This window comes from Peribacillus sp. NPDC060253, from assembly GCF_042727425.1.
Classification (GTDB): domain Bacteria; phylum Bacillota; class Bacilli; order Bacillales; family DSM-1321; genus Peribacillus.
Genome location: NZ_JBHXAS010000019.1, coordinates 15,134 through 28,721 on the forward strand (window position 1 = coordinate 15,134; position 13,588 = coordinate 28,721).

13 protein-coding genes, 2 pseudogenes and 2 riboswitches are annotated in these 13,588 nt (G+C 41.0%); of the genes and pseudogenes, 4 read left to right on the forward strand and 11 right to left on the reverse strand.

Annotated elements, in window-relative coordinates; translation table 11 throughout:
* Position 1 precedes the first annotated feature (1 nt).
* Both ACFWE9_RS07460 and ACFWE9_RS07465 read right to left on the reverse strand, forming a co-directional pair.
* Positions 2–964, reverse strand: a complete 963-nt coding sequence (locus tag ACFWE9_RS07460; RefSeq protein WP_230160370.1) for a YncE family protein — start codon at positions 962–964, stop codon at positions 2–4.
* 119 nt (positions 965–1,083) lie between these two features.
* Complete coding sequence (locus tag ACFWE9_RS07465) at positions 1,084–1,383, reverse strand: hypothetical protein (RefSeq protein ID WP_230160368.1); 300 nt, start codon at positions 1,381–1,383, stop codon at positions 1,084–1,086.
* A gap of 75 nt (positions 1,384–1,458) precedes the next feature.
* On the opposite strand from ACFWE9_RS07465, the gene ACFWE9_RS07470 reads away from it, so the two are divergent.
* On the forward strand, positions 1,459–1,701 hold the full coding sequence (locus ACFWE9_RS07470) for a hypothetical protein (protein ID WP_048688669.1): 243 nt from the start codon (positions 1,459–1,461) through the stop codon (positions 1,699–1,701).
* Between the two features lie 51 nt (positions 1,702–1,752).
* Here the strand turns inward: ACFWE9_RS07470 and ACFWE9_RS07475 are convergent.
* The 7 genes and pseudogenes from ACFWE9_RS07475 to ACFWE9_RS07505 all read right to left on the reverse strand — a co-directional run.
* Positions 1,753–1,905 (reverse strand): annotated as a pseudogene (locus ACFWE9_RS07475) (DUF2188 domain-containing protein); the annotation flags it as partial.
* A 59-nt stretch (positions 1,906–1,964) separates the two neighbouring features.
* Positions 1,965–2,891 carry a CobW family GTP-binding protein gene (locus ACFWE9_RS07480; protein ID WP_230160366.1) on the reverse strand — a complete coding sequence of 309 codons (927 nt, stop codon included), beginning with the start codon at positions 2,889–2,891 and terminating at the stop codon, positions 1,965–1,967.
* Positions 2,892–3,015: 124 nt separating this feature from the next.
* Positions 3,016–3,549: a cupin domain-containing protein gene (locus tag ACFWE9_RS07485; RefSeq protein ID WP_230160364.1), complete on the reverse strand. Its 534-nt coding sequence runs from the start codon at positions 3,547–3,549 to the stop codon at positions 3,016–3,018.
* A 25-nt stretch (positions 3,550–3,574) separates the two neighbouring features.
* The gene (locus tag ACFWE9_RS07490) at positions 3,575–4,204 is read right to left on the reverse strand and encodes a methylthioribulose 1-phosphate dehydratase (RefSeq protein WP_230160362.1); all 630 of its coding nucleotides are present in this window, start codon (positions 4,202–4,204) and stop codon (positions 3,575–3,577) included.
* The gene (locus ACFWE9_RS07495; protein WP_230160360.1) at positions 4,201–4,860 is read right to left on the reverse strand and encodes a 2-hydroxy-3-keto-5-methylthiopentenyl-1-phosphate phosphatase; all 660 of its coding nucleotides are present in this window, start codon (positions 4,858–4,860) and stop codon (positions 4,201–4,203) included. The genes ACFWE9_RS07490 and ACFWE9_RS07495 overlap by 4 nt, the downstream gene beginning before the upstream one ends.
* Positions 4,861–4,866: 6 nt before the next feature.
* Entirely contained in the window at positions 4,867–6,099 is a 1,233-nt protein-coding gene (gene mtnW, locus ACFWE9_RS07500; protein WP_230160358.1) for a 2,3-diketo-5-methylthiopentyl-1-phosphate enolase, read from the reverse strand.
* Between the two features lie 102 nt (positions 6,100–6,201).
* Positions 6,202–6,354, reverse strand: a riboswitch (SAM riboswitch).
* 122 nt (positions 6,355–6,476) lie between these two features.
* Positions 6,477–7,649, reverse strand: coding sequence for a pyridoxal phosphate-dependent aminotransferase (locus ACFWE9_RS07505; RefSeq protein WP_290370618.1), 1,173 nt, complete (start codon positions 7,647–7,649; stop codon positions 6,477–6,479).
* A 99-nt stretch (positions 7,650–7,748) separates the two neighbouring features.
* Between ACFWE9_RS07505 and ACFWE9_RS07510 the strand changes: the two are divergent.
* The 3 genes and pseudogenes from ACFWE9_RS07510 (at position 7,749) to mtnA (ending at position 10,738) form a co-directional block, all read left to right on the forward strand.
* Positions 7,749–8,174 (forward strand): annotated as a pseudogene (locus ACFWE9_RS07510) (nitrilase-related carbon-nitrogen hydrolase).
* A gap of 71 nt (positions 8,175–8,245) precedes the next feature.
* Positions 8,246–8,400: riboswitch (SAM riboswitch) on the forward strand.
* A gap of 74 nt (positions 8,401–8,474) precedes the next feature.
* The gene (mtnK, locus tag ACFWE9_RS07515) at positions 8,475–9,677 is read left to right on the forward strand and encodes an S-methyl-5-thioribose kinase (protein ID WP_377356266.1); all 1,203 of its coding nucleotides are present in this window, start codon (positions 8,475–8,477) and stop codon (positions 9,675–9,677) included.
* A 14-nt stretch (positions 9,678–9,691) separates the two neighbouring features.
* Positions 9,692–10,738, forward strand: coding sequence for an S-methyl-5-thioribose-1-phosphate isomerase (gene mtnA / locus ACFWE9_RS07520; protein WP_377356268.1), 1,047 nt, complete (start codon positions 9,692–9,694; stop codon positions 10,736–10,738).
* Positions 10,739–10,876: 138 nt separating this feature from the next.
* Here mtnA and ACFWE9_RS07525 read toward each other — a convergent pair whose 3' ends face one another.
* Both ACFWE9_RS07525 and ACFWE9_RS07530 read right to left on the reverse strand, forming a co-directional pair.
* On the reverse strand, positions 10,877–11,764 hold the full coding sequence (locus tag ACFWE9_RS07525; protein ID WP_377356270.1) for an LCP family protein: 888 nt from the start codon (positions 11,762–11,764) through the stop codon (positions 10,877–10,879).
* 116 nt (positions 11,765–11,880) lie between these two features.
* Entirely contained in the window at positions 11,881–13,338 is a 1,458-nt protein-coding gene (locus ACFWE9_RS07530; protein WP_230160349.1) for a lmo1851 family serine protease, read from the reverse strand.
* Between the last annotated feature and the right edge of the window lie 250 nt (positions 13,339–13,588).

Below are 13,588 nucleotides of genomic sequence, written 5' to 3' on the forward strand. Positions count from 1 at the left end.
TCTACTCCCTCAACATGAATTGAAATGGACCTTCGCCGACTTTAATCGTTTTTTTAACATCGACTGTTTCAGTATCCATCACATACACTTCATCACTATCATACCCCGCCACAACCACATCTTCCTTAAAGTTCGCCATTTCAAAAGGATTGACGCCGACCACTTTGCTTTTCACTTCCTCATATTGATCATTTAATTTATATAAGGAGCTTGTACCGTGACTAAGGACAAAAATGCCATCATCATTCTCAAGGAACTTTATCGGCATGGTGGGAGCCTTCAACTTACTCTTCAACTCTCCGGTACTTGCCGAATAAATATATAGATTTTCTTCCACTTGGTCCCCATCACCATGGCCCCCTATCCATATTTCATCCTTTTCTTCCCTTAATAAAGAGCCGGTGCTAGAACTATGTATAGGAAATTCAAAATCGACCTTTTTCGTTTCAAGATTTATCACTGAACATTTTGTATCACCAAAGTTAATGACATACAAACGATTCTCCTCCACTCCTTGAAGAACGGTCAAGGGGCTTTTTCCTACCTTGACTATATCCTGCTCCTCCCCTTCATCATTAAAAAAGTATATGGAGTGATTCGATTGATTGACTGCCACGATGCTTTTTCCATCATGCAACAACTGCATATTGACGATTCCTTTCCCTACTTCCCAGCTGTTAATCAGTTTTCCAGCTGATAAAGAATACGCCTGGACTTTCTCCATCTCTTTCCCATAAATTAGGATAGTATCTTTATCTGCCAGTAGCAACGCTCCGGTAAATGGTTCTGAAATATCCCATGTGGCAAAAGCATGATAGTTTTCATCTATGAAAGTAAGGGAGGTATCCTTGATATTGACGGTCGCCAAGAAAGATTCACCTTTGTTTATTTTAGTAAAAGTATTACTGCTAGTACATCCAGTAAGCAGTAAGACGGCAAGTAAAAGCGCAATGCCCCACTTCATATTTTTAGCTCCTTATTCATTAAATAACTAGTTTTATAAAATTTTAACAATGAGTTGTGAAAAAAGTATGAAGCGGAAAAGAAAATTTGCCAACAGCATTCGCAGTGTCTGAACGGCGATCATAATCTTTCCAGTTCAGTGACATAGGCCATGGCGATCGCGGTTTTCATCTCGTTAGAAAGTGAAGATTGCATCACACGTTTAATGCTGAGGTAAAACTTCTCCAAGACTGGTTTTCGGGCACGCGGATGTGCATTTTCATCCAAAAGCTCACGACGGATGAGTTCAGATAACACTTCCCTTCCGTCTCCATCCGTCACCTTGCGATTATTCCATATACTTAAATAAGCCTCCAACAATTCTTCTTGCATGTCTGTTTCTTTCATTTTATCCCTTCCATCCATTACTAATTTATACATATTATGAATCAACTTTGTAAAGACTATCTTAATAATACGATTACGCTTTTAAAAATTCAAAAGGGAGTGAGTACAATGTCTCAAGTATACCGCTGTCCAAATTGCCGGACAAATAAATCTCGCTTCAATCTCATTCAGCAAGTAGCAACCCCCATTAAAAAGGATCCGCAATCCGGTGAGATTGTTGAACAATATTCAAACGATTCCCTTCAGCCATTCCATCTAGCATATAATGGTCCTGAAGTTCGGGTTCAATGTGCTGCTTGCGGATTAATAGAAGACGAAAAGACATTTGCCGCCTTTGGAATGCAGCAATAAAAATGGTCAGACCCAATAATGGGTCTGACCATTTTTTCAATCTTTTCCCACAAACTTTTCAGCCCGGTCTATGGCAATTGGAATGGCCTTTCCATCCTCATATCCTTCATCCAACATTGCATTTGCAATTTCAATAGCCTTTTCCCTGACATCTTTATCTAAATTCTTCATTGAATCCGGGTAATCATTATTATTCCATGGCATGTATACCGCCTCCTTAGAAAGTCTCTTTAATATTTCCCTTCATAAATAGGCGGTAAACGTTATTGAGCCGCTTTCGCTTCCAAAGCCTTCAACGTACTGATAATACTCTCCCTCTCCAACTTTTCCCCGATTATGACGATATTCAATGGCATTTTTATCATTTCATTCATATACATCGGCATTCCGTATGAGTATTGGAATAAATGAGGGTATTGTGAATGTGTAAAGGAAATGTATCCTTTCATTCTATAGACCGTTTCCGGAAGAGACCTAAGCCAATCTTCAAAGTCAGTTTGTTCCACAGCTCCTTCAAAAGTATGAACGACTGCAGATAGATGCAAATGGTCGTGGACATTAAGCTTTTGAACGCCCTTTTGTTTTTTTCGTTGCATCTGTTGCAGCGATGCCAAGGAAACGGCTGCATACTCTGTCAATAAACATACCGCATCCGTATTCAGCGCCTGTATCGTATAAATCAGCTGTGCGGCTTCCATCTCACTAACTAAATCCGCTTTATTCAATAATATGAAATCCGCATGGTGAATTTGTTCAGCAAGCAACTGCCGCAGCTGCGGCGAGAGCTCTTCCCGATCGCGCCACCTTAATAAATCGACAACTGTTATAATCCCTTTATATTCTAGCCTTTTAGCGAAAAGCGGCGACATGATACCATCCAGTACTTCAACAGGATGTGCAGCGCCTGTGGTTTCAATATAAACGGCGTCCAGGTCGTTTTCAGTTAACAATTCATGGAGCTGTACCTCCAGCTTATCCTGAATGGTACAACAAATGCACCCGTCAAAAAGCTCCTTCAGAGGGACTTCATCACCTATCAACCCACTGTCCACCGATACACTGCCGAGTTCATTTAAAAGAACGGCCACTTTTCTACCCGCTTCACTTTCCTGTTTTAAAATATTTCGTAGAAGCGTCGTTTTCCCGCTGCCGAGAAAACCGCCTAATATGTAAACTTCCGTTGTTTTCATTCGTATCTGCTCCTATGATCCTGTTAAATTTGATTCCGTTAAATTCTATCATACTTATCCTTCTAAATCATTTGCCGGGACCACATAAAAAAACCAGCCCGTAAGCTGGTTTTTCAACAATGACTCATGCTTGAACTTCGTCTTTATCGTAAATTGGCACCCAGCCCGCCGCTGTAACGAAAATCCGAACTGCAACGGTTTTCCTATCCTCCGCCAACGTGAAATAATGTCTTGTTGATTCTGGTACGCTAATCAGATCTCCTGGATTAAGCCGTACATCAAACCACTGTTTATCACTGCCTTCAATGGCAAAGATACTCGTTCCGCCTGCTATGAAACGCACTTCGTCATCCTCATGGTGATGTTCCTGCTTAAAGTTTTCAAGCATTTTATCCAGGTTTGGATTTGCATCGGATAATGTGATGATATCATGCGCTTTATAGCCTCTTCTTTCCGAAATTTCCGCTATCTCGGATTTGAATGTTAAAAGGATTTCCTCTTTGTCAGCATCTGTTAGATCATATTTTTCTACAAGATGAGCTGGTAATTTCGAAATATCCCATTGCTCATATATTACGCCCTGTGTTTCTAAAAAACCTTTTACCTGTTCACCGTTTTCAATAACCTCGTTTGTTTCATGGAATCTAATTGTCGCCATCATTCATTCCTCCTCGATATAGTTTTTATTTTACAGAACCTGCAAGTGCCTGTTGTTGATTGAGCAAAAGTTGATATTGAAATAAAAATTCACAAGCTTCAAGTATTCTTTTTGCTTCGAGCCCGCTTTCACCCCAAACCGTTATACCATGATTACGGATGAGCACGGCACCAGAGTCTTCTTCGACATGCGGCTTGAATTTTTCAGATAACAGCGGAATGTCAGCGTGGTTATATATGATTGGAATGCGAAACTCTGAATCTTCATCCCACCTACCAGTCGCTTTAATGATTTCATGATTCCGAAAAGTCACTTGACCTTCATCCCCGTACAATTCCGACATCACATTATTTTCCACTGTGTGGATATGGAGTACACAGTTCGCATTGGTTTTCCCGTAAATAACGGTATGAAGCAAAGTTTCGGCCGAAGGTCTTAACTCCGTTTCTTCAACTGGGTTTCCTTTTAAATCCACCAGTAAAAAGTCCGAATCCGATTGCTTTCGTTTATCCTTACCGCTTGCCGTAATATAAAAGAAAGGGCTTTTGGGTTCACGAATGGATAAATTCCCGCTTGTTCCCATGAACCAATCCCTTTCGGCCAGTTCTGCTTTAATCTCCGCCAATTCCAGCCATTCTTTACTCTGTGTGTTCATGCCCGTGGCTCCTCCCGCTGCTTTAAAATGTCAATTACATCATAAAACGTTTCAAATCCTTGATGTGGGATTCCATCTTTATTACATTTCTCAAGCAGAATGTCACGAGCAATGACAAAATCAGCCTGTTTTGCTGCTTCAAAATCAGTCACTGAATCTCCGATGACGAGTTTAAAATCATCCTCGCCTGCAATTTCCCTCATAATTGAAGGCTTACAGCAGCCACAATCATTTTTACATTGGTCATCACAAGCATTGGGCCACTCTATATAGATCCTTTCCTTATCGAAGTAGGCATTGTTACAAAAAACGGAATCTGGGGGCAAGATTTCATGTAAAAGAGGTTCGATAAAAAAATCCATGCCTCCGCTTACTATATATAAAGGAATGTTAGCTTGTTTCGTATACTCAACGAATTCATAAAACCCTGGCCGAATGCCAGCTGTGTCTATTACATATTGAATGATTTCATCCTTCAAGGTACTGTCAAGCAGGGAAAACATATCGCCTACCCCAGAGGATATACTGATTTTTTGTTGAAGAACCGCATCTTTCAACTCTTCCCATTCTGGAGGCGCAAATTTTTTCATGATAGAAATGATATTATCTGTGTTGGTGATCGTACCGTCAAAATCACAAAAGATGATCGGTTTCATTATTTCTTATAAGCCTCCCCATAAAACAAGAGCTTTTTTTAGTGTTTCTTCCTCAGCCGCCGCTTCAGATAGGTCCTTTCCTGCTAGAACGGCTTCCACAGCAGAACGGAAAGCCTTGGCCCCGCCTTCTGCTCCGTCAGGGTGTCCGTGGATACCACCTCCGGCATTGATTACGCTGTCTATACCGAAATCCTTGATTAGGTCGGGAACCATGCCCGGATGAATACCAGCTGAAGGAACAGGGAAGGCCTTTTTCCAAGAAAGTTCATCTTTTGTCAGAGCTTTTGCAATGGCTAATGTCTCGTCTTTTTCAAGTGCGACATTTCCATAAGGGGATGGGAATAAGGATAAATCTGCACCTGATAGCCTCACTAATTTACCAAGCAATAATGGATAGCCGATTCCATAAAAAGATGAAGAAGCCAACGCTCCGCTAAATGCGGGATGTGCCATGATCGGCAGCTTGATTCGATCATGTTCACGCAAGGCTTGCATTACATCCAAACCATATGTATGAACGTTGAACAATAAAGCATCTGCCCCTGCTTCAGCCGCTTGCTCTGCCTTATCCAATAATTCAAATGTTTTCCCTGATAGATTGACAGCATATAAAGTTCGGTGACCAGTGGTTTCATAGACTTCATTCAATATTCTTTTTCCGGTTTTAATTCGATCGATAAAAGGAGTCTGTTCCTGGTCAAAGAGAATCTCGTCGTCTTTTACAAGATCGACACCTCCTAATGCCTGTTGCTTCAGTTGCTCATTATGGAATGTTAAATCCCGTCCTAACACACCTTTGAAAATGCTCATCACAAGAGGCCGATTATATACTTCAATCTTCTCTCTTATGCCTGCAATACCAAATTGCGGACCAGGAAAAGCCTTGTGAATATCACCGATAAAATCCAAGTCGATCAGTTTAATTTCACCGTCCAATGAAAGTTTACCGAAGACCGTCGTGAGGATTGCGGGTAAATCATTAGAGAAATTCCCTGCTGGATAAGCAATTTTAATGAATGAACGGTACACTTTACGATCAAAATAGCGGTTAGCCTTCTCTTCTTCAGCTAATGGTGTCACAGAGACGACACGTCCCTTATGCTTTTCCAGCTGCTTCTGAACTAAATGGGGCAGGTCCGTCCATGTTCCCACAGTCAAACCCAAGGCAATGCTTTCTGCTTTTTTCTCATGTTTTCCATCAAAATCATGAATTAAGTAAGTAGCGATTATCTCGCTCATCTGATCACTCCTATAACACGTTAGTAGAATCTCGAAGTCATTAACTTTAAATCTCAAATTGGCAAAAGCCCCTTCACAATGAAGAGGCTTTAAAAAGCCATCTTCTTATCTCCCAGCCATTAGCTGCAAGAATTAGCACCGTGCCTTGTGGATTTCAAGAAAATCCGGCGAAGAATTCCGCCCCATTTTACAATGGAATTACGGTCGGTTGCTGGGCTTCATAGGGCTAGTCCCTCCACCTGCTCAAAATAAGAAAACGCTGATATATAGTTATGTTTAAGTATCGAAAGATTAAGAATTTAGTTTGTATTCTGACAGGTAATCCGTACATTGTCAATAGGTTTATGATTATTTAAGGTGGATAACTTCTCCCCCAGTTAAAATATGTTTAATGCGCGTATCCGTTCGACAGCCTCTTTAAGCCGTTCTTCGGAAGTAAGAAGCCCTACCCTGACGTACCCTTCGCCAAATTCACCAAATCCATTTCCAGCAGCTACAGCTACGTGGGCATGCGTTAATAAATAATCCGCAAAACTCTCGGATGTAAACCCTTTTGGTATCTTGAGCCAGGCAAAAAAAGAGGCGTCCGGAGCTTTGACATCCCAGCCGATGGCCTGTAATCCCTCAATGAAAACATTCCTTCGCCCCTCGTATTTCTTCACTAACTCCTCTACACAACTCTGCGAGTCAAGTAAAGCACTTGCCGCTGCTTCTTGTATCGCCGGGAAGAGACTCACATAAAGATGGTCTTGCAAAAGCTCAAGCGCTTCTATGACACTTTTATTCCCAACTGCGAAGCCGACTCTCCACCCTGCCATATTATATGTTTTCGATAGTGTATATATCTCAATTCCTATATCCTTCGCTCCCTCAGCTTGGAGAAAACTTATCGGTTTTTTCCCTTCAAATCCTATCGCCCCATATGCAAAATCGTGGACCACACAAATGGAATGCTCTTTTGCGCAGGAGACCGTTTCCTCAAAGAAACTTAAAGTTGCAGATGCACCAGTAGGATTATTCGGATAGTTCAAGAACATCATTTTTGCTTTATCAAGCACGTCACTATGTATATCTTTGTAATCCGGAAGAAAACCATTTTCTTCTGTCAGCGGCATGACTTCCGTTTTTGCCTGAGCTAGAACAACACCGGAAAGATAATCAGGATAGCCGGGATCAGGAACCAGAATCGTATCCCCAGGATTCAATAAACATTGTGGCAATTCCACAAGTCCTGCCTTTCCACCAAAGAGAATCGCGACTTCGCTATTGGGATCGAGCTTGACCCCATATTCACGTTCATAAAAGACAGCGGCAGCATCTTTTAAATATTGATGCCCACGGAACGGTGAATATTTATGATTAATCGGTTTTTCAGCGGCTGCCTGTAGACTTTTCACAATATGCTCAGGTGTCGGCTGATCAGGATTTCCCTGACCTAAATTAATGACATCATGTCCTTGTGCTGTAATCGCATTGACTTTTGCGACTAGAGAGGCAAAAAACTGCTTGGGCAGTTCCTGAAGCAGTCTTGATTTTTCAAATTGCAACATTTTTACACCTTCTCTGAAATTTCTTGAAATTCTAGTCACAAATGATATATGTTTATCATCGTCTTGTAAAGCATTTTTTACATGTGGTGGTTTTATACAATGAAACGGAAAATAGCCTGCCTCCAAATCGATATTGCCTTTGAGCAACCAGATATCAACTTTTAGGTTGCAGAACAACGGATCGAAAAAGCTGCACGATCAGAAGCCGATATCTTTATTTTACCAGAGCTTTGGACAACCGGATACGACTTGACCAGGTTAAATGAGATTGCCGATCACTGGAGACCCCTATTGATTAGCCGTGCCGTCGAAAACCACGTATATGTTGTAGCCGTGAATCGTTCAGGTACGGATGTCAAAAATATATTTGCCAGACATTCCTTGATTAAAGATCCATGGGGAGCTATCGTAAGTGAAGCCGGAGATGAAAACGAACTGTTGCCAGGCACGCTGGACTACAAGAAAGTTTCGAAAGCTCGCAACAAAATACCTGTTTTTGAAGATCGCCGTCCGGATTATTATTAATTTCCCCATTGACAAACTATTTAAAAAGTTGTTATTATTTTCCCGAAGATTAAAATTTCAGAAAACATATACTCTTATCAAGAGCAGGCTGAGGGATAAAGGCCCTATGAAGCCCAGCAACCGACTGTAATACCATTGTGAAATGGGGCGGATTCACCGCCGGATTTTGAAATCCGCAGAGCACGGTGCTAATTCCACCAGAAAACTTTTTTCTGGGAGATAAGAGGTCCGAAGCTAAAACTTCTGCCTCTTTCTTAATGAAAGAGGCTTTTTTATTCTTAAAATGTGGAGGGGAAAAGAATGACTCAAAACCATTCAAATTTTAAAATATTAACAAATGAAACAGCTATAACCCTTGCAAAAAAACTAGGGTTGGTCAATTCAGATGCCAGTTTAAACTGTAAAGAAATCGGCGATGGCAACTTAAATTACGTTTTTCATATTACTGACACAGCCACAAATAAAGGGATAATAATCAAACAAGCGGTCCCTTATGCCAAGGTACTTGGCGAAAGCTGGCCGCTGACTTTGAAAAGGGCTGCCATTGAAGCAAATGCACTTATTCATTTCAAAAGCTATTGCCCCGAATTCGTACCGCAAGTATATTATTCGGATGAACAGCTTGCCATCACAGTCATGGAAGATTTATCACACTTAAAAATCGTAAGGACGGGATTGATTGATGGTGATCCCTATCCATTGCTTTCACAACATATTGGTGAGTATGTTGCAAAGACGACATTCTTCACTTCCGATTATCATTTAGAACCACCTGCGAAAAAAGAAGTGGCCCGTCACTTCACGAATCCAGAGCTCTGCAAAATCACCGAGGTCTTTATTTTCACGGATCCATTTTTCGAGGAGCTCCCAGGAGATTTCGAGGTGGAATTGACTGATGCCGCCAAAAAGATTTGGAATGATCAAGAAGTGATACTCGAAGTCGCTAAGCTGAAACAAAGCTTTGAAACCGAGCAGGAAGCCTTGCTTCATGGAGATTTACATACTGGAAGTATATTTGCAAGTAAAACTGAAACAAAGGTTATAGATCCAGAATTCGCTTTTTATGGCCCCGTCGGTTTTGACCTAGGCCAATACACCGCCAACCTTCTCTTTCAGGCAGTCACACGCAATGCAGCTGGGAAAGAAGAGATTTTCACATACCTCCATGAATTTTGGAATGCCTTTGAAGAAACATATACTGAACTTTGGAACACCCAAAATAAAAGTCCCTTCCGCCATGTGAATGGTTATTTGACCTATTTACTGACTAAATTCAAAAGAGACGCATTCGGTTTTGCCGGCTGCGAACTGATTCGGAGAACAATCGGCCTTTCTCATGTTGCAGATTTAAATGTCATTGAAGATAAAGAAACAAGGATCGCAGCCAAAACGATAACATTGGAGATTGGTGCACGTTTAATTAAAAAACGGGATGAATTGGATGTTCCAGCAATAATTGAAGCGTTGAAGCAACATACACTGCCATCTTATACAACCCTTTAAAAGGAGACCTATACATGACTACGCTAGCGCCATTACCATATTCGGTACAATGGGATGATACCCATATCACCTTATTAAATCAACAAGGCCTTCCATCCATCACTGAATTTATTAAACTTCATTCAGTTGATGATGTATATGACAGCATTTTAACATTAAAGGTACGCGGGGCCCCAGCAATTGGACTGACTGCAGCATTCGGGGTAGCACTGGGTGCCAAACAAGAAACATCCACGGAATTAGGGGAATTCAAAAAAAATGTAATGAGCCATATTGAGAAGCTTGCCTCTTCCCGGCCTACTGCAATCAACCTTTTTTGGGCATTAAAGAGAATGGAGAACATATTAAATGCAGCACAAAGCATTTCGACTGCCAAAGAAGCACTGGTATCGGAGGCCAAAGCCATCTTTACTGAAGATGAAGAAATGTGCAGGAAAATCGGGGAACATGGATTGTCCCTATTTGCTAAAGGCGATTCCATTCTAACTCATTGCAATGCCGGTGGAATCGCCACTGCCCGGTATGGCACGGCCTTGGCTCCCTTTCACTTAGCTAAAGAAAGGGACTTTCCGATAAAAGTGTACGCTTGTGAAACCCGACCAGTCCTCCAAGGGGCCCGTTTGACCGCTTGGGAACTGATGCAAGCCGGTGTCGACGTCACCTTAATTTCTGATAATATGGCAGCCCATACGATTCATCAGAAACAAATCAATGGTATTATAGTTGGGGCCGATAGGATTGCGGCAAATGGAGATACAGCCAATAAAATCGGGACATTGGGATTGGCCATATTAGCCAGGCATTATGGTATCCCTTTTTATGTGGCCGCTCCATCAACCACATTCGATCTTTCTATCGAGTCAGGTACATCCATCCCAATCGAAGAACGGAATGGAGCTGAAATCACTTTCATTCAAGGTGTACGAATCGCCCCGGAAAATGTAAAGACATTCAATCCAGCCTTTGACGTAACACCTAATCATCTAATTACCAGCATTATTACGGAAAACGGAATCATTCAACCGGATTTTGTCAAAAACATTCCACTTTATGTTAAGTGATTCAGGCTTCATTTTATTGACGACTAAAAAAACGAGACGGATATCCGTTCTCGTTTTTTAACTTATTGATTTATTCTTGCGAGGTGTATTATAAAATTATAGCATGATCAACTTTATATGATGTTTTCGAAGGAATCCCTACTTTGAAAAGAAATCTTGAAGTGCCTTCTTATTTTTAGCGTAGTCCATTTCCAACACGGCTCCGGTCTCTGGATATACTTCATCTTTAAAGCTTCCTTCCACTGGGATCCTTAAAGTTTCGACGGTGTCTGGTGTATGAAAGACGACTTTTGGACCCATTTCCATTATCGTTTTCAATCCAATATCCGTATCTAAATATGAAAGGCCTTGTTCGATTATTTCAGGAAGGGCTACCATCCCTTCAAAGGATGAGATTTGGTTTATAAATCCTGTTTTTAATTGAACCATTACTTCTTGTTGACGTTCTACCCTTCCAAAATCACTTTCATCGTCATGTCTAAAGCGGACATATTTCAATATTTCCTCACCATGTAAAACATTTTCACCAATGCTTGCTTGAATGCTCATATCATCAATGATTTCCCGGTCCACATCCACCACTACCCCCTCAGGGGCAAGCAAGTCCACCATTTTCACAAAACCCTGAAAGTCAATGACTGCTACATGATCGACTTTTACTCCAAAGTTTTCGCGGATGGTTTTCTTGAGCAGTTCCCTTCCGCCATAATAATAGGCTGCATTTATTTTATTATATCCGGATTTATATCCTGGGATTTTCACATAACTATCACGCATGATGGAGACCAACTTAAGTTTCTCCTGTTCAGGGTAGTACTTTGCCAGCATAATCGCATCTGATCGGGATTTTTTCTCCCCCCTAGAATCAACACCAATAAATAGAAATGTTTTTTCGCTTTCTTGGTTATCTACTTTGGTTAACTTTTTTTCCGTACCTGAATTTCCATTTTGTTTGGGTAAAGGGGCATAGGTGCAGCCTGCCAGAATCAAGACCATTAGATATATGAAAAGTACCTTTTCTTTCATTACCTCACCTCATCGGAAATTTACCCATATTTTTACCTTTTATTGGAATAATATGCATGTAACGACAAAAAAGCCCGTCAACGGTAACCGCTGACAGGCTTTTTTGTATAAAACATTTATTTGATTTCTTTCTTTACTACTTCTACCGCTTTTTTCACTTGTGTGTCGTTTTTAAGGATTTTCTCACGGATGACTTGCATCAATTTGACGGTAGTATCGTCTTTAATGGTGCCAGTTTCGTTAATTTTTTGGTCCCTTTGGAATGCTTTGACTGCATTGGTTGTTTCTTGATCAAAGAATCCATCTATCTTACCTGGATCATGACCAGCTACCTTCAGCATCTCTTCAGCTGCTTTCACTTCACTGGAAGAATCGGATGCTTTCAATTCCTTATCCGGCGAAATGTATGGAAGGCTGGCATAGTCAGGAAGTTTGACATTAATATCCGGCTTAATCCCTTTTTTATGAATCCAGTTGCCTTTAGGAGTCAACCATTTAGCTGCCGTGTATTTGAAGTTAGAACCATCATCGAAGTCTTGGGCAGTCTGAACAGTCCCTTTCCCAAATGATTTAACACCAATCAATGGGATGTCCGCAGATTCACTGACGGCCGCTGCGACAATCTCAGAAGCGCTGGCACTGCCATCATCAATCAATACAGCTATCGGAATCTTCAACTCTCCGTCATTCTTCGATTTATAGACTTCTTTATTCCCGCTACGCTCCTCAACTTGAAGGACCACTTCCCCATTTGGTATGAACAGGCTTGCCATATCTATAGCTTGGTCAAGCAGCCCACCGGGGTTTCCTCGTAAATCCAAAACTAGACCCTTCATATCTTTCTTGGACATTTCTTCAAGCGCCGTTTTCAGCTCTTGGACAGTATGTTCGGAAAAACTGGTTACTTGAATTTTTGCAACCCCATCATCAAGCATTTCTGCATAAACAGTTTCAATCGGGATTGTGTCACGTTTAATCGTGAGCTCAATCGGTGCGGACTCACCAGCTCTTGAGATGGATAAATCCACTTTCGTTCCCTTTTTGCCCCTGATTTTCAGGACAGCTTCAGAAGAGCTTAAACCTTCTACGCTTTTCCCGTCCACACTTAAAATGATATCATTCGGTTTTATCCCTGATTTTTCGGCGGGAGATCCTTTAATCGGTGAGACGACCATAATTTGTCCATCCTGCTCTTGTATCTCGGCACCGATACCTTCAAAGGAGGAAGAGATGCTCTCATGGAAACTCGAAGCTTCCTTTTTATCCATATAAGCAGAGTAAGGATCATCCAATGAATTGATCATCCCATTAATTGCACCGTCAACAAGCTTGTCTTCATCAATTTCTTCATAATAGTTATCTTTTATCGTATCGTATGTAGAATACAGCTTTTCAAACTCCGAATGTTTATCCGGTGCTAATGAATCTACTTTTTCATCTCCAAAGGTCAAGGCTATTGTAGTAATCCCTGCGGTTAGGAATATGACTAAGAAAATCCCCATAATGAACGTAAACTTCTTTATTTTAATGAATTTCCCTGCCTCTTTTGGCTGTTTTTGATTTTCTTCTTCCACTGAAGCCTCACCACTTTCATTCTTCATGACGAAATAAACGATTTCTTTCTATTTTATCAGCTTTCGTGCCAATCGAAAAATAATAGTTATCAAAAATAACAATTTTGTTCATATGTATTTTTTAAACCGTTCACACATGTAAAATCAAAAGGAATACTCATGACATTCCGCATTTCCGAATTGATCATCCGTTACATTACAAAAATGCGGATACCAAGGAATAAATGAGCCTGTATCCCGACTGTCATTA